Source organism: Streptomyces sp. NPDC058864 (assembly GCF_042742985.1).
GTDB lineage: Bacteria > Actinomycetota > Actinomycetes > Streptomycetales > Streptomycetaceae > Actinacidiphila.
The window spans coordinates 18,962-36,103 of sequence record NZ_JBHYMQ010000065.1; the positions used below are offsets into that span (position 1 = coordinate 18,962).

Here is a 17,142-nt window from a genome sequence, read left to right on the forward strand (position 1 = left end):
CGGGGGCGGCTGGGAAGGTTCTCACCTGCCACTGTTGCACCCTTCCGGACATTTCGCGCCGCGTTGTGCTCCACCGGGGGCCGGGTTTCCGCCGGGGGCCGCGCCACGGTGCCCCGGCGCCCGCCCCGGGGCCGGGGCACGGCGCGGTGAAACCTTCCGCCCGGACGGTCAGGCGGTGGGCGCCGGAACCCCCGTGAGCGCGGTCATGACGGGGTCCAGCGCGTCGTGTATCTCCTCGCCGATGCTGCGGAAGAACGTCAGCGGGGCGCCGTACGGGTCGTACACCTCGTCCGCGTCGGCGGTGGGCGCCAGCAGCCATCCGCGCAGCGCCGCGGCGGCGCGCACCAGGGAGCGCGCGCGCTCGGTCACGCTGCCCTCCGGCAGCGTCGCCGGGTCTATCGCCTTCACCAGCCGGGTGAACTCCTTGAGCGTGAAGGTGCGCAGCCCCGCCGCGTGCCCCATGGAGATCACCTGGGCGCGGTGGTCGCGGGTCGCGGTCAGGACGAGGTCGGCGTCGATCACGTGGTCGTCGAGCAGTTCGCGCCCGAGGAATCCCGTCGGGTCGGCGGCGTACTCGGCGAGCACCGTCGCGGCGTGCGCCTCCATCGGCGCGCCCTCGTGCCCCCAGGTGCCGGCGCTCTCCACGACGATCCCCGCGGCGCCGTCACCGAGCCGCAGCGTCAGTTCGTGCCGGGTCAGCCGCTCGGCCATCGGCGAGCGGCAGACGTTTCCGGTGCAGACGTGGAGGATGCGGAACGGACGCTCGCCGTGATCCCACTGCCCGGGTATGGGCGGTGTCAATTGCCGACCTCCAGGTCGGGTACGACCTCGCGGAGCTGCTCCGCGCTGATCGCACCCGCCCGCAGCAGGACGGGCACCTTGCCGGTGACGTCCACGATGGAGGACGGCACGGCCGCGGGCGTCGGGCCGCCGTCGAGGTAGATCGCGACGGAGTCGCCCAGCATCTCCTGCGCCGCGTCGCAGTCCTGCGGCGAGGGGTGACCGGTCAGGTTGGCGCTGGAGACGGCCATCGGGCCGGTCTCGGTCAGCAGTTCGATGGCGACCGGGTGCAGCGGCATGCGGACGGCGACGGTGCCGCGGGTGTCCCCCAGGTCCCACTGGAGCGAGGGCTGGTGACGGGCGACGAGGGTCAGCGCGCCCGGCCAGAAGGCGTCGACCAGCTCCCAGGCCTGCTCGCTGAAGTCGGTGACCAGGCCGTGCAGGGTGTTCGGGGAGCCGACCAGCACGGGCGAGGGCATGTTGCGGCCCCGGCCCTTGGCCTCCAGCAGGTCGCCGACGGCCTCGGTGTTGAACGCGTCCGCGCCGATCCCGTAGACGGTGTCGGTGGGCAGCACCACGAGCTCGCCGCGGCGTACGGCGGACGCGGCCTCGCGCAGTCCGGCAACCCGGTCCGTCGCGTCCGAGCAGTCGTAACGCCGTGCCATCAGCAGACCTCCATGACGTGCGGCGCCGTGGTCACGGCGTCGCCTTGCGGGCAGTGGTGAACCGGGGACGGTTGTTGAGGTCGGGGTGGTCGGCGGCGTCCGCCCAGCCGGCCTCCTCCGTGAAGATCCAGGGCACCTGGCCGCCCTGGGTGTCGGCGTGCTCGATGACGACGACGCCGCCGGGCCGCAGCAGCCGGTGCGCGGTGCGCTCGATGCCGCGGATGGTGTCCAGGCCGTCCTCACCTGAGAACAACGCCATCTCGGGGTCGTGGTCGCGGGCCTCCGGCGCCACGTGCTCCCATTCGGTGAGCGGGATGTAGGGCGGGTTGGAGATCACCAGGTCCACCTGGCCGTTGAGGTCCTGGAAGGCCTCCAGGGCGTTCCCCTGCCGCAGGTCGACCTTGCTGCCCTCGACGTTCTTGCGGGCCCACACCAGCGCCTCGTCGGACAGTTCCACCGCGTGCACCCGGCTGCGCGGCACCTCCTGCGCCAGGGCCAGCGCGATGGCGCCCGAACCCGTGCACAGGTCGACGATGAGCGGCTCGGCGACGTCCATGGCGCGCACCGCGTCTATGGCCCACCCGACGACCGACTCGGTCTCCGGTCGGGGCACGAACACCCCGGGACCGACCTGGAGCTCCAGGTAGCGGAAGAACGCGCGGCCCGTGATGTGCTGCAGCGGCTCGCGGGCCTCACGGCGGGCCACGGCCTCCCAGTAGCGCGCGTCGAAGTCGGCGTCGGCGACGGTGTGCAGCGCGCCGCGCTTCACCCCGTGCACGTACGCCGCGAGCTCCTCGGCGTCGAACCGCGGCGAGGGAACGCCGGCGTCGGCCAGCCGCTGGGTCGCCTGGGCGACCTCGGCGAGCAGCAGGTTCACGTTCTCCGCCTCCGGTTCAGCTTCCGTCGCCCGCGGCAGCCAGCTTGGCGGCCGAGTCGGCGTCGACGCAGGCCTGGATCACCGCGTCCAGTTCCCCGTCGAGGACCTGGTCCAAGTTGTACGCCTTGAAGCCGACGCGGTGGTCGGAGATGCGGTTCTCCGGGAAGTTGTACGTACGGATGCGCTCGCTGCGGTCCACGGTGCGCACCTGGCTGCGGCGGGCGTCGGAGGCCTCGCGCTCCGCCTCCTCCTGCGCGGCGGCCAGCAGCCGGGAGCGCAGGATGCGCATCGCCTGCTCCTTGTTCTGCAGCTGGCTCTTCTCGTTCTGGCAGGAGACGACGATGCCGGTGGGCAGGTGGGTGATCCGGACCGCGGAGTCGGTGGTGTTGACCGACTGGCCGCCGGGGCCGGAAGAGCGGTAGACGTCGATGCGCAGGTCGTTCGCGTTGATCTCGACCTCGACCTCCTCGGCCTCCGGCGTGACGAGCACGCCCGCCGCCGAGGTGTGGATGCGGCCCTGCGACTCGGTGGCCGGCACGCGCTGGACGCGGTGCACGCCGCCCTCGTACTTCAGCCGGGCCCAGACGCCCTGGCCGGGCTCGGTGGCGCCGCCTCCGCCCTTGGTCTTCACCGCGACCTGGACGTCCTTGTAGCCGCCGAGGTCGGAGGCGTTGGCGTCGATGATCTCGGTCTTCCAGCCCGCACGCTCGGCGTAGCGCAGGTACATCCGCAGCAGGTCGCCCGCGAACAACGCGGACTCCTCGCCGCCCTCGCCGGCCTTGACCTCGAGGATCACGTCCTTGTCGTCGCTGGGGTCGCGCGGGACGAGCAGCAGCCGCAGCTTCTCGGTGAGCTCCTCGCGCTGCCGCTCCAGGTCCTTCACCTCGGCGGCGAAGTCCGGGTCGTCCGCGGCGAGTTCGCGGGCGGTCCCGATGTCCTCGCCCGTCTGCTTCCAGCCGCGGTAGGTGCCGATGATGGGGGTCAGCTCGGCATAGCGCTTGTTGAGCCTGCGCGCGTTGGCCTGGTCCGCGAAGACCGCCGGGTCGGCAAGCTTCTTCTCGAGGTCGGCGTACTCGCCGATCAGTTCCTCGACCGCCTCGAACATCAGGATCCCTGCTCGTGAAAAGGGGTGAACGCCGGTGTGCCAGCCTGGGACGACAAAGCGCCGGTCCGGCCGCCGGAGGATATCCGGGCAGCCGCGGACCGGCGCTTTCGGGTCGCTACTTCTTGGCGGACCCGGCCGCCTTGCCGAAGCGGGCCTCGAAGCGGGCCACGCGGCCACCGGTGTCGAGGATCTTCTGCTTGCCCGTGTAGAACGGGTGGCACGCGGAGCACACGTCGGCGCGGATGACGCCCTCGGTGACGGTGCTACGGGTGGTGAACGAGTTGCCGCAGGTGCAGCTGACCTGCGTCTCCACGTACTCCGGGTGGATGTCGCGCTTCAAGGGATTCTCCTAGTGTTCGGGAGGGTCCCGGGTCGTGCTGCGGGCTTGCGTCACGTGAACCGGGGCCGACGTACCAGTCTGCCAGCACTGGCCGCATCTCCCCAAACCGGGTGCCCGGGTGATCTATTCCGATCCCCCGGCGGGCGGCTGCGACGAGCTCCTGACCACACCGTTCGTGTCGACGTCGTCACCCGCCGAGCCCTTGGTGGCGGACCGGGGGATCGGCCTGTCGGCCCGCAGCGCCGCCCAGACCTGCTCCGCCTGGTCGGCGATCGGCAGGACGCGGTTGGGATCGGCGGGGTCGTACCGCACCGGCATGGTGACCATGCCGATGTCCTTGGAGCCCAGACCCTTCAGGCTCTCCCCGAGGCCGACCAGCTTCTTGACGGACGCCAGCTCCGAGTCGGTGGTGATGGCGCCGGTGGCGGTGTCGGCGATCTCGTAGAGCCGGGTCGGCGAGCTCAGCAGCCCGATGCCGTTCACCCGGTCCACCAGGGCCTTCAGGAAGGCCTGCTGCAGCCTTATCCGGCCCAGGTCGCTGCCGTCCCCCACCCCGTGCCGGGTGCGGACCAGGCCGAGGGCCTGCTTGCCGTCGAGGTGGTGGGTGCCGGCCGGCAGGTGCAGATGGCTGCGGTTGTCGCTAATGGCCTGGCTGGTGGTGACGGTGACCCCGCCGAGGGCGTCGATGAGGTGCTGGAAGCCGGCGAAGTCGACCTCGATGTAGTGGTCCATGCGGATGCCGGTCATCGTCTCGGCCGTCTTGACCGCGCAGGCCGGGCCGCCGATCGCGTACGCCTCGTTGAACATCTCGCCCCGGCGGGGAGGGGCGGTGCCGCCGCCGGGCTCGGCGCAGGCCGGGCGGTCGACGAGGGTGTCGCGGGGGATGCTGACCACGCTCGCCCTGTCGTGCCCCTGGTAGACGTGGACGATCATCGCGGTGTCGGAGCGGGCGGTGCCGTCGTCCGTGCCGCCGCCGGCCTTCTGGTTGCTGCCCGAACGGGAGTCGGAGCCGAGGACCAGGATGTCCATCGAGCCGTTGTCGACGTCGGCCGGCCGGTCCCGCCCGAGGAGGGCGTTGATGTCGATGCCCCTGATGTTGCCGTTGAGCTTGAGGTAGAGGCATCCGACGGCGGTGGTGGTCAGCAGCAGGAACGTCGCCACGACCCATGCGGTGATCCGCAGGGCCCGCCGGCGGGGGCTGCGCAGGCTCGGGCTGCGAAGGCGTCGCCGGGCGGCTCGTCCGTCGTCCGCGTGCTCGGGCATCGGCTCCTCTTGTCCTGATTCGACTCCTTATGATCGGGATACCCCGTCCGGTGATCAGCCACGCGAGGGGTGCCCGCACAGGGCAATGACAGCGGGTCCGGGGCCGCCCCGCCTCGGGACGCGCCGGACCCGCCGCAGGTGAGAGCCATCCGGTCGGTGCCGTGGCGGGGCACGGACGGCCGCGGACGACGGGAGGCCGGTCCCGTCACCGAAGTGACCGGACCGGCCTCCTGGGCCGTGCCGACGCCGTGGCGTCAGTCGTTGTTGCCGCCCGGGGTGGTCTTGGCGATCTGCATCAGGAACTCGGCGTTGGACTTGGTCTGCTTCATCTTGTCCAGCAGCAGCTCGATCGCCTGCTGCGAGTCGAGCGCGTGCAGCACCCGGCGCAGCTTCCAGACGATGTTCAGCTCGTCCGGAGCCAGCAGGATCTCCTCCTTGCGGGTACCGGACGGGTCGACGTCCACCGCCGGGAAGATCCGCTTGTCGGCGAGCTTCCGGTCGAGCTTGAGCTCCATGTTGCCGGTGCCCTTGAACTCCTCGAAGATCACCTCGTCCATGCGCGAGCCGGTCTCGACCAGCGCGGTGGCCAGGATGGTCAGCGAGCCGCCGTCCTCGATGTTGCGCGCGGCACCGAAGAAGCGCTTCGGCGGGTACAGCGCGGTCGAGTCGACACCACCGGACAGGATGCGGCCGGAGGCGGGCGCCGCGAGGTTGTACGCGCGGCCCAGACGGGTGATGGAGTCCAGCAGGACGACGACGTCGTGGCCCAGCTCCACCAGTCGCTTGGCGCGCTCGATGGCGAGCTCGGCGACCGTGGTGTGGTCCTCGGCGGGACGGTCGAAGGTCGAGGAGATGACCTCGCCCTTGACCGACCGCTGCATGTCGGTGACCTCTTCCGGACGCTCGTCGACGAGGACGACCATCAGGTGGCACTCGGGGTTGTTGCGGGTGATCGCGTTGGCGATGGCCTGCATGATGATCGTCTTACCGGTCTTCGGCGGGGCCACGATCAGGCCGCGCTGGCCCTTTCCGATCGGGGCGACCAGGTCGATGATCCGGGTGATCAGCTGGCCGGGCTCGTTCTCCAGCCGCAGCCGCTCCTGCGGGTAGAGCGGGGTGAGCTTGCCGAACTCCGGGCGGCCGCGGCCGCTCTCGGGCGCCATGCCGTTGACGGAGTCCAGGCGGACCAGCGCGTTGAACTTCTCGCGGCGCTCGCCGTCCTTCGGCTGCCGGACGGCACCCGTGACGTGGTCGCCCTTGCGCAGGCCGTTCTTGCGGACCTGGGCGAGCGAGACGTACACGTCGTTCGGGCCGGGCAGGTAGCCGGAGGTCCGGATGAACGCGTAGTTGTCGAGGATGTCCAGGATGCCGGCGACCGGGATCAGCACGTCGTCGTCGGCGACCTGCGGCTCGCCCGCGAAGTCGTCGCGGCGGTTGCCGCCGCGGCCACGGCGGTCGCGGTAACGGCCCCTGCGGCGGCGGCCGCCGCTCTCGTCGTCGTAGTCGTCCTGGCCACCCTGGGGGCCGCCGCCCTGCTGCTGGCCCTGGCCGCCGCCCTGCTGCTGGCGCTGCTGGCCGCCGTCCTCGCCGCCCTTGCGGCGGTCGCGCTGCCGGTCCCGCTGACGGTCACGGCGGCTCTCGCGGCGGTCGTCGCCGCCCTTGCCCTCACCGGACTTGCCCTCGGCGCTGTCCACGGCGGCCTCGGCACGGCCCTCGGCGGACTGCTCGGACCTGGCGGACTCCGCCTTGCCCTTGGCCGCGGGCGCGGCCTTCTCGCCGGCCGGCTGGCCGGGGATCTCGATCTGCTTCGGCTGCTGCTCGGCGCCCTGGTTGCCGGCCTCGGCGGATTCACCCGTACGGGTGCGCGAGGTGGCCCGGCGCTTCGGCTTCTCGGCGGCGGGCGCGCCCTCGGCGGCGGAGGCCTTGGCACCGCCGCCGGACTGCGCGGCCTTGATGGTCTCGATGAGCTGGCTCTTGCGCATCCGCGCGGTGCCCTTGATGCCGAGACCGGAGGCGAGCTGCTGCAGCTCGGCCAGGACCATGCCCTCAAGACCGGTACCCGCGCGGCGGCGCCGCGCGGCGGGGGCAGTGGCAGCACCGGTGGCAGGCGCGGCAGCATCGGACGCGGCGACAGGGCTGTCTGCGCGTACGCCCATCAGATCGGTGGTGTCGCTCACGAAGGGTCCTTCCCTGGAGCGGACGTCGGCCTGTCTGGCTCGGCGACCGGTCGTGCTGTCCGGATCCGGTCCTTATCACTTGCGCCGGACCCGGGGCGGTGGTCCGCCTGATGGCGGAGGAAATGATGTGGAACAAAAAAACACAGTTACCGGCGAGGCGAGAGTTCACTCTCGGGTGAAATGTCACCCGCGCCGTCTCCGGAGCGTGCTCGGCACTGCCCAGGCAGGCTGCCTATGCGGTGTGGGAGGCTCCCGGAAGATTGGGCGGTCCCGATGCGGGACACAAGGCACCGGGACAACAGGTACAACAGGCGGGTTCCTGAGTCCACGGGTGCAGCAATGAGATTAACACTACCGGATCCAACAAACATTCCCCCTCTCTACGACCGGCAATCGTGTCACTGCCCCACTGCAAGAGGCAGCACACTCGCCCCCGCCGCGTCGAGGGCCAGGCGGTTCGCCGCCCATCCCTCGCCCGCCAGCCGGGAGACCTTGTCGGCGGTGTCCTCGTCCGCCAGCGCCAGCACCGTGGGTCCCGCACCCGAGATGACAGCGGGGACGCCCTCGGCGCGCAGTCGGTTCACCAGTGCCGTGCTCTCCGGCATCGCGGGCGCCCGGTACTCCTGGTGCAACCGGTCCTCGGTGGCGGGGAGCAGCAGGTCGGGGCGCCGGGTGAGGGCCTCGACGAGCAGCGCGGCGCGTCCCGCGTTGACCGCGGCGTCCACGTGCGGGACGGTGCGCGGCAGCAACCCCCGGGCGGTCTCGGTCAGCACCGGCCTGCCGGGTACGAAGACCACCGGCACGACCGACTCGGAGGGGTCCATCCGGACCGCGTGGGCGGCCCCGCCCTCGGTCCAGGCCAGCGTGAAGCCGCCGAGCAGACAGGCGGCGACGTTGTCCGGGTGGCCCTCGATCTCGTTGGCCAGCTCCAGCAGCGCGGCGTCGTCGAGCTTGTCCTGCCCGCCTATCGTCACCGCGCGCGCGGCCATGATGCCGGCGCAGATGGCGGCGGAGGAGGAGCCCAGACCGCGGCCGTGCGGGATGCGGTTGGCGCACACCACCTCCAGGCCGCGCGGCTGTCCGCCGAGCAGGTCGAAGGCGGTCCGCAGGGCGCGTACGACCAGGTGGTTCTCGTCGCGGGAGAGCGAGTCGGCGCCTTCGCCGGCGATGTCGACGTGCAGACCGGAGTCGGCCACCCGGACCACGACGTCGTCGTAGAGTCCGAGCGCCAGGCCGAAGGCGTCGAAGCCCGGTCCGAGGTTGGCGCTGGTCGCGGGGACGCGCACTCGGACGGCGGCGGCGCGGAAGGCTGGTCCGGCCATCGTTCGATGACTCTCCTTGGTTCAAGGGCGTATCCGCCTCGCGATGCCGCGGCATCGTTGCCGTACGGCGGCGAGGACTTGGGGGACCGTACCAAGGGGATCCCGCGAGGAGGATGCCAATGGCATGGGCCAGAACGGCGTGCGGCGGCGCCGGTGTGAGGTCAGCCTATCGAAGGAAGGTTCTCCTGCGACATAGGGCGCACGGACAGCGCGTGATGCGTGTCGCGTGCGAATCCGTGCGCCCCTGCTGTGCCTCGGGGGTCAGAGCAGCCCGAGCCGCTCCGCCGCCGCGTCCGCGTCCACCGGAACGGTGACGGGCTGCGGCGCGCCGGCCACCGCCCAGTCGGGGTCCTTCAGGCCGTTGCCGGTGACCGTGCAGACGATCCGCTGGCCCGGGTCGACCTGGCCCTGCTCGGCGGCCTTCAGCAGCCCGGCGACGCTCGCGGCGGAGGCCGGCTCGACGAAGACGCCCTCCTGCGCGGCGAGCAGCCGGTAGGCCGCCAGGATCTGACGGTCCGTCACCGAGTCGATCAGGCCGCCGGATTCGTCCCGCGCCTCCTCGGCGAACTGCCAGGACGCCGGGTTGCCGATGCGGATCGCGGTGGCGATCGTCTGCGGCGCCCGCACCGGGTGGCCCAGCACGATCGGCGCGGCGCCGGAGGCCTGGAAACCCCACATGCGCGGATTGCGCGTCGACACGCCGTCCGCGGAGTATTCGCGGTAGCCCTTCCAGTACGCCGTGATGTTCCCGGCGTTGCCGACCGGCAGCACATGGACGTCCGGCGCGTCACCGAGCGCGTCCACGATCTCGAAGGCGGCGGTCTTCTGGCCCTCGATGCGGACCGGGTTCACCGAATTGACCAGCGCCACCGGATACTTGTCGGACAGGCCGCGGGCGAGGTCCAGGCAGTCGTCGAAGTTGCCGTCGACCTGCAGGATCCGCGCCCCGTGCACCAGCGCCTGGCCCATCTTGCCGAGCGCGATCTTGCCCTGCGGCACCAGGACGGCGCACACCATCCCGGCCCGCACCGCGTAGGCGGCGGCCGAGGCGGAGGTGTTGCCGGTGGAGGCGCAGATGACCGCCTGCGCGCCCTCCTCCTTGGCCTTGGAGATCGCCATGGTCATGCCGCGGTCCTTGAAGGAGCCGGTGGGGTTGGCGCCCTCCACCTTCAGGAACACGTCACAGCCCGTGCGCTCGGACAGCACCTGGGCGGGGACCAGCGGGGTGCCGCCCTCCAGCAGCGTGACCACGGGGGTCGCCGGGCCGACCGGGAGGCGGTCCCGGTACTCCTCGATGAGGCCGCGCCACTGGTGGGTGGCCGGCACACGGCCGGCGGAGACTGCGTTCATCGCTGGGTTACTCCCCTTCCACACGCATGATGCTGGCGACGCCCCGGACGGTGTCGAGCTTGCGCAGCGCCTCGACGGTCGCCCCGAGCGCCGCGTCCGGCGCCCGGTGAGTGACCACGACGAGCGACGCCTCCCCGCCCTCCCGTCGCCCGCCACCGCCCTGTTCGGCGGCGACCCCGTCGCCGCCGCCCTGATTCCTGCCCTGCTGCCGCACCGTGTCGATCGACACCTGGTGCTCCGCGAAGACCGTGGCCACCTGGGCCAGGACACCCGGTTTGTCCGCCACGTCCAGGCTGATGTGGTAGCGCGTCACCACGTCGCCCATCGGGCTCACGGTGAGCTGCGCGTACGCGGACTCCCCCGGCCCGGTGGTGCTCGCCAGCTTGTTGCGGCAGGTCGCCACCAGGTCACCGAGCACCGCCGAGGCCGTCGGCGAGCCGCCCGCCCCGGGGCCGTAGAACATCAGCTGACCGGCGGCCGCGGCCTCCACGAAGACCGCGTTGTACGCCTCGCGCACGCTGGCCAGCGGGTGGGTCAGCGGGATCATCGCCGGATGGACGCGGGCGGTGACCGAACGCCCGTCGGCGCTGCGCTCGCAGATCGCGAGCAGCTTCACCGTGCAGCCCATCCGCTGGGCCGAGGCGATGTCGGCCGCGGTGACCTCGGTGATCCCCTCGCGGTGCACGTCGCCGATGGTCACCCGGGTGTGGAAGGCGATACCTGCCAGGATCGCGGCCTTGGCGGCGGCGTCGAAGCCCTCGACGTCGGCGGTCGGATCGGCCTCGGCGTAGCCCAGGGCGGTGGCCTCGTCCAGCGCCTCGGAGTAGCCGGCGCCGGTGGTGTCCATCTTGTCGAGGATGAAGTTGGTCGTGCCGTTGACGATCCCCAGCACCCGGTTGACCTTGTCGCCGGCCAGCGACTCGCGCAGCGGGCGGATCAGCGGGATGGCGCCGGCGACCGCGGCCTCGTAGTAGAGGTCCACCTCGTGCTCGACGGCCGCGGCGTGCAGCGCGGCACCGTCCGCGGCGAGCAGCGCCTTGTTGGCGGACACGACGCTCGCGCCGTGCTCGAAGGCGGTGGTGATCAGGGAGCGGGCCGGCTCGATGCCGCCGATCACCTCGACGACCACGTCGATGTCCCCGCGTTTGACCAGGGCGGTCGCGTCCGTGGTGAGCAGTTCCGCGGGCACGCCGGCGCGCACCCGGTTGGGCCGACGCACGGCGATCCCGGCGAGCTCCACGGGTGCGCCGATCCGCGCGGCGAGGTCGTCCGCGTGCGTCGTCATGATGCGCGCCACCTCTGAGCCGACCACACCACAGCCCAGCAGCGCCACCTTCAGCGGACGCGTACGCATCATCCGACCTCGCTTCGCGGTTTCAGCTCTTTCAAGCCTCTTGGACGGTCCCAGTCTCACGCACCGGACGGAAGTTTCCACGTGCTGTCCGGATCGCGAGACCGGTCTTCTTCTATGTGAGATTCCACGTCAGCCGACGTCGAGACGCAGGAGATCTTCTTCCGTCTCGCGCCGGACGATCACCCGGGCCTCGCCCTCCTTGACAGCGACCACCGGGGGGCGCAGGGCGTGGTTGTAGTTGCTGGCCATCGAGCGGCAGTACGCCCCCGTCGCCGGCACCGCCAGCAGGTCGCCGGGTGCCAGGTCGGCGGGGAGGAAGGCGTCGCGCACCACGATGTCGCCCGACTCGCAGTGCTTGCCGACGACCCGGGTCAGCATCGGCTCGGCGTCGCTCGACCGCGAGACCAGGGCCACGCTGTACTCGGCGTCGTACAGCGCGGTGCGGATGTTGTCCGACATCCCGCCGTCCACGCTCACGTACGTCCGCAGGCCCTCCAGCGGCTTGATCGTGCCCACCTCGTACAGGGTGAACGCCGTCGGGCCCACGATCGCCCGGCCCGGCTCGACCGACAGCCGCGGCACGGCGAGCTCCGCCCCCCGGCACTCGCGGGAGACGATCTCGCCCAGCGACTTGGCGATCTCGTGCGGCTCGCGCGGGTCGTCGTCCGGGGTGTACGCGATGCCGAGGCCGCCGCCGAGGTCGATCTCGGGCAGCTCGACCCCGTGCTCGTCACGGATCTGGCGCAGCAGCCCGATCACGCGGTGCGCCGCCACCTCGAAGCCGGAGGTGTCGAAGATCTGCGAGCCGATGTGCGAGTGGATGCCGACCAGTTCGAGCGAGTCCAGGCGCAGCACCCGGCGCACCGCCTCGGCCGCGTCCCCGCCGGTGAGGGAGAAGCCGAACTTCTGGTCCTCGTGCGCGGTGGCGATGAACTCGTGGGTGTGCGCCTCGACGCCGACGGTGACGCGGATCTGCACCCGCTGCCGCCTGCCCGCCTTCCGGGCGGCGTCCGCCACCCGGACGATCTCCTGGAACGAGTCCACCACGATCCGCCCCACCCCGGCCTCGACGGCCTGGCGGATCTCCGCGGTGGTCTTGTTGTTGCCGTGCAGCGCGATCCGGTCGGCCGGCATCCCCGCCGACAGCGCCACGGCCAGTTCGCCGCCGGAGCACACGTCGAGGTTGAGGCCCTCCTCGTGCAGCCAGCGCACCACGGCGCGGGACAGGAAGGCCTTGCCCGCGTAGAAGACGTCGGCGTCCGCCCCGAAGGCCTCGCGCCAGGCACGGCAGCGGGCCCGGAAGTCGGCCTCGTCCAGGATGTAGGCGGGGGTGCCGAACTCCTCCGCGAGGCCGCGGACGTCCAGGCCGCCCACGGTGGCGACGCCCTCGGCGTCCCGGGTGACGGTACGGGCCCAGACCCGGGGGTCCAGGGCGTTCAGGTCGGCGGGCGGCGCCGCGTAGTGGCCCTCGGGGAGGACGTCGGCGTAACGGGGCCCGGCGGGGTGTGCGGAACGGCTCATCGTCGTGTGCTCTCTGCTCTCACAGGTGTCGGGGGGCGCTGATGCCGAGCAGGGTCAGGCCGTTGGCGAGCACGGTCCCGGCGGCGTCGGCGAGCGCCAGACGGGCCCCGTGAACGGCCGAGGGTTTCTCCTCGCCCTTCGGCAGCGCCGGGCACTCGTCGTGGAAGCGGAGGAAGGCGTCGGCGGTGCGCTCCAGCAGCCGCGCCACCCGGTCGGGCGCGCCGTGCCGGGCCGCGGCCTCCACGGTACGGGGGAAGTCGGCGATCAGGCCGAGCAGTTCGGCCTCCGCGGGGTCCCGGTGGCCGGATGCGGCCCCAGGCTCCAGACCCAGGTCGTGGGCGCCGCGGAGCAGGGCCCGGCTGCGGGCGTGAGCGTACCGGACCAGGAACAGGGGGTTGCCCTCGCGCTGCACCAGGTGCGTCGCGGGGTCGGTGCGGGGGGCGTCCTCGGCGGGCGGACGCAGCAGGGCCCAGGCGGTGGCGTCGGCGCCGAGGGTGCGGAGCAGTTCGTCCGCCGTCGCGCGCACGGGGTGCGGCCGGCGGGCGGGCGGCTCGATGCCGGTGACCGCGTGGAGCCGGCGGAGGGCGGCGGCGTAGGTGTCGGCGCGGGCGTCGCCGGTGGGTGCGGGTTCGGGGAGGGCCCGGTGCTCCCCGACGCCGTAGCGGTGGCCCTGTTCGCGTACGAGATCGACGAGGGCCTCATGGGACTCGCCCTGGAGGGTGATGTTGAGGAAACCGGGTGCGGCGACGTCCACCCGGGCGATGCCGGGGGCGGCAGCGAGCCGGCGGCCGATGACGTCGGCGACGGCGAGCGGCGCGACGCCGGTCAGGGGGGCCAGTTGCAGGGCCACGTTGGTGGCGTAGTCCCCGCACCCGGGGCGCGGCGGCCTGCGTACGACGACCCGCTCGGGCACCGGGCCCGCGAGGCTGAGCTCGTCGGCCTCCACGGCGCGACGGACCGTGGCGAGCACGGTGCGGGAGAGCTCAGCGGGGGTCACAAGCGCAAGCGTAGGCGAGGAGGGGGGTGCGGACGCGAACGGGTTTCACCCTTTGGGCACCCCTGATCACCCCTGGTCATCGCGGTCCACCGGCGGCCACCCGCGAGCACCCGCGGTCAGGCGGTGCCCGGGGTGCCGGCGGGGGTGCCTTCCTGCGGAGCTTCGACGCCGACGAGCCGCCGTACGACACGGATCAGCTCGCCGGGCTCGAAGGGCTTGCTGAGGAAGGCGTCCACGCCGGCGGCGATGGCGCGCTCGACCTCGGCCTGGGTGCAGGCGCTGACGACGACGATCCGCACGTCACGGGTGCGGGGATCGGAGCGGAGGCGGGCCGCCGTCCTTATCCCGTCGAGGCGGGGCATGACGACGTCCAGGGTGACGACATCGGGGCGCACCTGCTGCACGACGTCCAGGCACTCGGCACCATCGGCCGCGGTCACGACCTCGAAGCCCTCCAGCTCGAGGTTGACCCTGATCAGCTGCCGGATGACCTTGTTGTCGTCGACGACAAGCACCCGGCCGGACACGCCCGGCACATTCAGAGCCTAGGCGCGCCGGATCGGATGCGTCCGCGTTTTCCCCATTCCTTCCCCGACCGGGGGACCCGGCACGGGTGCGCCGGACACACCCCGCCGCCATGGGCTATGCCACGGGCACGCGGCTCGGGGCACGCCCGGCACCCCCTCCCCACCCGCAACCCGCTTCCCCGGAAACCCTGTACACGGACACCCCTTCCAGGCTGGTAAGGTTTCACCCGTCGCCGCCACGGCGGACGACACGCCCCCGTAGCTCAGGGGATAGAGCAACGGCCTCCGGAGCCGTGTGCGCAGGTTCGAATCCTGCCGGGGGCACCTCGCACGAGGTGCCGAAAGACCCCGCCACCAGCCAAGACGCTGAGTGCGGGGTCTTTGCGTATGCGCAGCCGTATGCCGCCGAAAGTGGGCGTGGGACGGGGCCTGTGGACTATCCGTGGACGGGATCTTGAGGCATTTCCGCAGGTAATGACACTCATCCAGGGTCGAGTAGCCCTGAGCGCCGCTACCCTCGCCTCGGGTTGGATCATGCCGCAAGGCGGCCTGAGCATGCTGTCGTGCCGGCGCCGTCAGGTATGGGCGAACGAATTAACGGGTGGGGGATCTCGTGGATGTGACCACGCTTGCCGTCGCACTCATCAGCGTCGGAGGAACGCTCGGCGGAACTCTGGGTGGCGCTGTACTCAGCCAGCGTGCCAGCCGGGAGCAAATCGAGCGTACTGAGCGCGAACAGGAGCGGAAGCGCCAGGAGCAAGCTCTGCAAGCTAAACGCGATCTCTACGCCGCTCTGAACACGACGGCTCGCGCCTACCGCGTAGCAGCCCGAGACGCCGTTCGAGCATCCGAGCGTGGTGAAAGCGTCGACCCGGCAGCTCTCGACGCCGCCAAGGAGGCCTGGGCCGACCAGTACTCTCAAGCACAGATGGTGCTCGCTAAGGACGTCCTGGGCGTAGCGTCGAAGCTCAACAGGGCGCTCGGAGTCGGGTACTCAGTCGTCAAGCAGTTGCCGAGCAGCGCCGACCGCGACGGGGCCTATGAGCGGGCGAAGGCATGGTTCAGCGGCCCGCTCTCCGATGGCGTACACCTGCTAAAGGTCACCCTGCGACATGACCTCGGCGTCGAGGCCGACCCTCACTTCGAGCAGACTCGTGCGCAGATGCTCAGTGTCCTCGACAGCGAGCGGAGAAAGCTTCAGCACCTACTCGCCGCCGAGCCAGCTCAGGCCACCGAGTCACGTTGATGGACAGAACAAGGGGCCCCTGGACAACTTGCCAGGGGCCCCAGATGTGATCAGGCGGGTGTCACTCGTACTCGCGTAACAGGTCCTCGATCCGGCGGTTGGCGACCTCCTGCCGCCCGTCGATGCACTTGGCATACCGGCTCAGCAGGACCTCCACGCTGTTGCCTGCCCGTTCGGCGACCTCGGTGGCGTCCACCCCGGCGTTCAGCCACGTAGACAGCGCCGAGTGCCGCAGGTCGTACGGACGCCGGGCCAGGGGCGATGCGGTCACGGCCGGCGGTAGCGCAAGCAGGCGAGCCTCCTGCCAGGCCCGATAGTAGGAGGACGAGGAGACCACTCCCCCACCCTCACTGAAGAACAGCCGTCCGTCGTCGGCCGTGCCGAACGTGTCCACGTGTTCCCGGAAGATCGCCACGAGCTGCGGAGGGATCGGAACCCGCCGCACGTCCTCGGCCGGCCGGTTCTTCAGCCCGCGATCGTCATGGCTCTCCCCCGAATCGGTCCACAGCTTCCCGACACTCGGGCGCGTTCGGTGCAGCAGGGCGGAGCCCCATCCGGTGGCGGGCAGGGTGAGATCAGTCTCGGCAAGCCCGACCGCTTCTGCGGGGCGCAAGCCCCCGAAGTACATCGCCGCGAACAGGCCGACCAGACGTCGACCACGGGCACGCCGGTAGCCGCCGACATAGGACACGGCGCACAGCAGGGAGCGGGCCTGGTGAGGGTTGGCGACAACCCGAGGGTCTACTTCGCTGGAAACCTTGGGCTTTTGCCACCGCACGCCGGCGAGCGGATTCTCAGAGAACTCGCCCAGGTCGACCGCGTAATGCATGGCGTTGACGAGGGTCCGGCGCTTCCGACGTACGGTTTCGGCAGCTGCGGCAGTTCCGTCGAGCTTGAGCTTGAGGGAGTCGAGTACGGCGCGTCCGGTCACGGGGTCACCGAGATCAGCGAGGGGGCGCGAAGCTTTGACAACCCAGTGAAGGACATTTCCTATGTCCTGTGGGATTTCCCGATCTTTCGGCCCCGGCAGGACGAATGCCCAATTGCGAAGGGCCTTGCGCAACACCTCCGCGGGCGGTCGGCCAGGACGCTCGTCGAGGAGTGCCACGGTCACCGATGCCAGGGATTCATTGATGCTGACGCGAGTGTTCGGCGCTGCGTGCGGCCACTTCATGGCCAGGTACTTGAGCGCGAATTCGTACCAGGTCAGTGAGGCCTTCTTCTCCGCCATCGACTCAGGGAGGCCGCTCTCGACGTCGAACTCCTCACCGTCGTGCGAGGCCCGCAGCAGTTTGGAGCGGTAGTGATCGGCGAGGCCCTTCGTCCTGAAAGTCTCGGAGAACACCTGGCCGGCCACCGACCAGCGCACGTCGTATGACGGTGTCTTGTAGGGCCGCTTACGGACGCCCCAGATTTTGACCTGCAGAGACTTCATGCCGCGGTCTCCTCCAATTGCCTAAGCCAGGCAACGAAGTCGCTGCGCCACACGCGCAGCTCGCCATTCGGCAGCTTGAAGGCGTCCGGGCCGTGGCCCAGTTCGCGCCAGCGATAGAAGGTGCGTCGGGACACCCCGCCGAGCTCGGCGAGGATCTGCGGGACGGTCATCAGCTCGTCGCGG

The 17,142-nt window shown here is 71.2% G+C and carries 16 protein-coding genes and 1 tRNA gene; 2 read left to right on the plus strand and 15 right to left on the minus strand.

Annotation, left to right across the window (positions count from 1 at the left end; all coding sequences use genetic code 11):
• Positions 1-168: 168 nt before the first annotated feature.
• The 13 genes from ACFW3D_RS33440 to ACFW3D_RS33500 form a co-directional block, all read right to left on the minus strand.
• Positions 169-801 (minus strand): arsenate reductase/protein-tyrosine-phosphatase family protein, encoded by a 633-nt coding sequence (locus ACFW3D_RS33440; protein ID WP_499602491.1) that lies wholly within the window; start codon positions 799-801, stop codon positions 169-171.
• Positions 798-1,445 carry an L-threonylcarbamoyladenylate synthase gene (locus ACFW3D_RS33445; protein WP_500325356.1) on the minus strand — a complete coding sequence of 216 codons (648 nt, stop codon included), beginning with the start codon at positions 1,443-1,445 and terminating at the stop codon, positions 798-800. The genes ACFW3D_RS33440 and ACFW3D_RS33445 overlap by 4 nt, the downstream gene beginning before the upstream one ends.
• A 31-nt stretch (positions 1,446-1,476) precedes the next feature.
• The gene (gene prmC, locus ACFW3D_RS33450) at positions 1,477-2,322 is read right to left on the minus strand and encodes a N5-glutamine methyltransferase family protein (protein ID WP_499514031.1); all 846 of its coding nucleotides are present in this window, start codon (positions 2,320-2,322) and stop codon (positions 1,477-1,479) included.
• Positions 2,323-2,338: 16 nt separating this feature from the next.
• Complete coding sequence (gene prfA / locus ACFW3D_RS33455; protein ID WP_500510740.1) at positions 2,339-3,427, minus strand: peptide chain release factor 1; 1,089 nt, start codon at positions 3,425-3,427, stop codon at positions 2,339-2,341.
• Between the two features lie 115 nt (positions 3,428-3,542).
• Positions 3,543-3,767 (minus strand): 50S ribosomal protein L31, encoded by a 225-nt coding sequence (gene rpmE, locus ACFW3D_RS33460; RefSeq protein ID WP_431965655.1) that lies wholly within the window; start codon positions 3,765-3,767, stop codon positions 3,543-3,545.
• A gap of 123 nt (positions 3,768-3,890) precedes the next feature.
• Positions 3,891-5,030, minus strand: a complete 1,140-nt coding sequence (locus ACFW3D_RS33465) for an LCP family protein (protein ID WP_500510742.1) — start codon at positions 5,028-5,030, stop codon at positions 3,891-3,893.
• A 254-nt stretch (positions 5,031-5,284) separates the two neighbouring features.
• Positions 5,285-7,207: a transcription termination factor Rho gene (gene rho / locus ACFW3D_RS33470; protein WP_500510745.1), complete on the minus strand. Its 1,923-nt coding sequence runs from the start codon at positions 7,205-7,207 to the stop codon at positions 5,285-5,287.
• A 398-nt stretch (positions 7,208-7,605) separates the two neighbouring features.
• On the minus strand, positions 7,606-8,529 hold the full coding sequence (thrB, locus tag ACFW3D_RS33475) for a homoserine kinase (protein ID WP_500510747.1): 924 nt from the start codon (positions 8,527-8,529) through the stop codon (positions 7,606-7,608).
• A gap of 261 nt (positions 8,530-8,790) precedes the next feature.
• Positions 8,791-9,879, minus strand: coding sequence for a threonine synthase (gene thrC, locus ACFW3D_RS33480; protein WP_500510749.1), 1,089 nt, complete (start codon positions 9,877-9,879; stop codon positions 8,791-8,793).
• 7 nt (positions 9,880-9,886) lie between these two features.
• The gene (locus ACFW3D_RS33485; protein WP_500510785.1) at positions 9,887-11,233 is read right to left on the minus strand and encodes a homoserine dehydrogenase; all 1,347 of its coding nucleotides are present in this window, start codon (positions 11,231-11,233) and stop codon (positions 9,887-9,889) included.
• 129 nt (positions 11,234-11,362) lie between these two features.
• Entirely contained in the window at positions 11,363-12,754 is a 1,392-nt protein-coding gene (lysA, locus tag ACFW3D_RS33490; protein WP_500510751.1) for a diaminopimelate decarboxylase, read from the minus strand.
• Between the two features lie 19 nt (positions 12,755-12,773).
• The gene (gene nrtL / locus ACFW3D_RS33495) at positions 12,774-13,751 is read right to left on the minus strand and encodes an ArgS-related anticodon-binding protein NrtL (RefSeq protein WP_500510753.1); all 978 of its coding nucleotides are present in this window, start codon (positions 13,749-13,751) and stop codon (positions 12,774-12,776) included.
• A 116-nt stretch (positions 13,752-13,867) separates the two neighbouring features.
• Positions 13,868-14,293, minus strand: a complete 426-nt coding sequence (locus ACFW3D_RS33500) for a response regulator (protein ID WP_500510787.1) — start codon at positions 14,291-14,293, stop codon at positions 13,868-13,870.
• Positions 14,294-14,530: 237 nt separating this feature from the next.
• Between ACFW3D_RS33500 and ACFW3D_RS33505 the strand changes: the two genes are divergently transcribed.
• Positions 14,531-14,602 (plus strand) — tRNA-Arg (locus tag ACFW3D_RS33505).
• A 277-nt stretch (positions 14,603-14,879) separates the two neighbouring features.
• Complete coding sequence (locus tag ACFW3D_RS33510) at positions 14,880-15,524, plus strand: hypothetical protein (protein ID WP_500510756.1); 645 nt, start codon at positions 14,880-14,882, stop codon at positions 15,522-15,524.
• Positions 15,525-15,585: 61 nt separating this feature from the next.
• On the opposite strand, the gene ACFW3D_RS33515 is transcribed toward ACFW3D_RS33510, so the two are convergent.
• Both ACFW3D_RS33515 and ACFW3D_RS33520 read right to left on the minus strand, forming a co-directional pair.
• Entirely contained in the window at positions 15,586-16,959 is a 1,374-nt protein-coding gene (locus ACFW3D_RS33515) for a tyrosine-type recombinase/integrase (RefSeq protein ID WP_500510758.1), read from the minus strand.
• Positions 16,956-17,129 (minus strand): helix-turn-helix transcriptional regulator, encoded by a 174-nt coding sequence (locus ACFW3D_RS33520; protein ID WP_396346225.1) that lies wholly within the window; start codon positions 17,127-17,129, stop codon positions 16,956-16,958. Before ACFW3D_RS33520 ends, ACFW3D_RS33515 begins: the two co-directional genes overlap by 4 nt.
• Between the last annotated feature and the right edge of the window lie 13 nt (positions 17,130-17,142).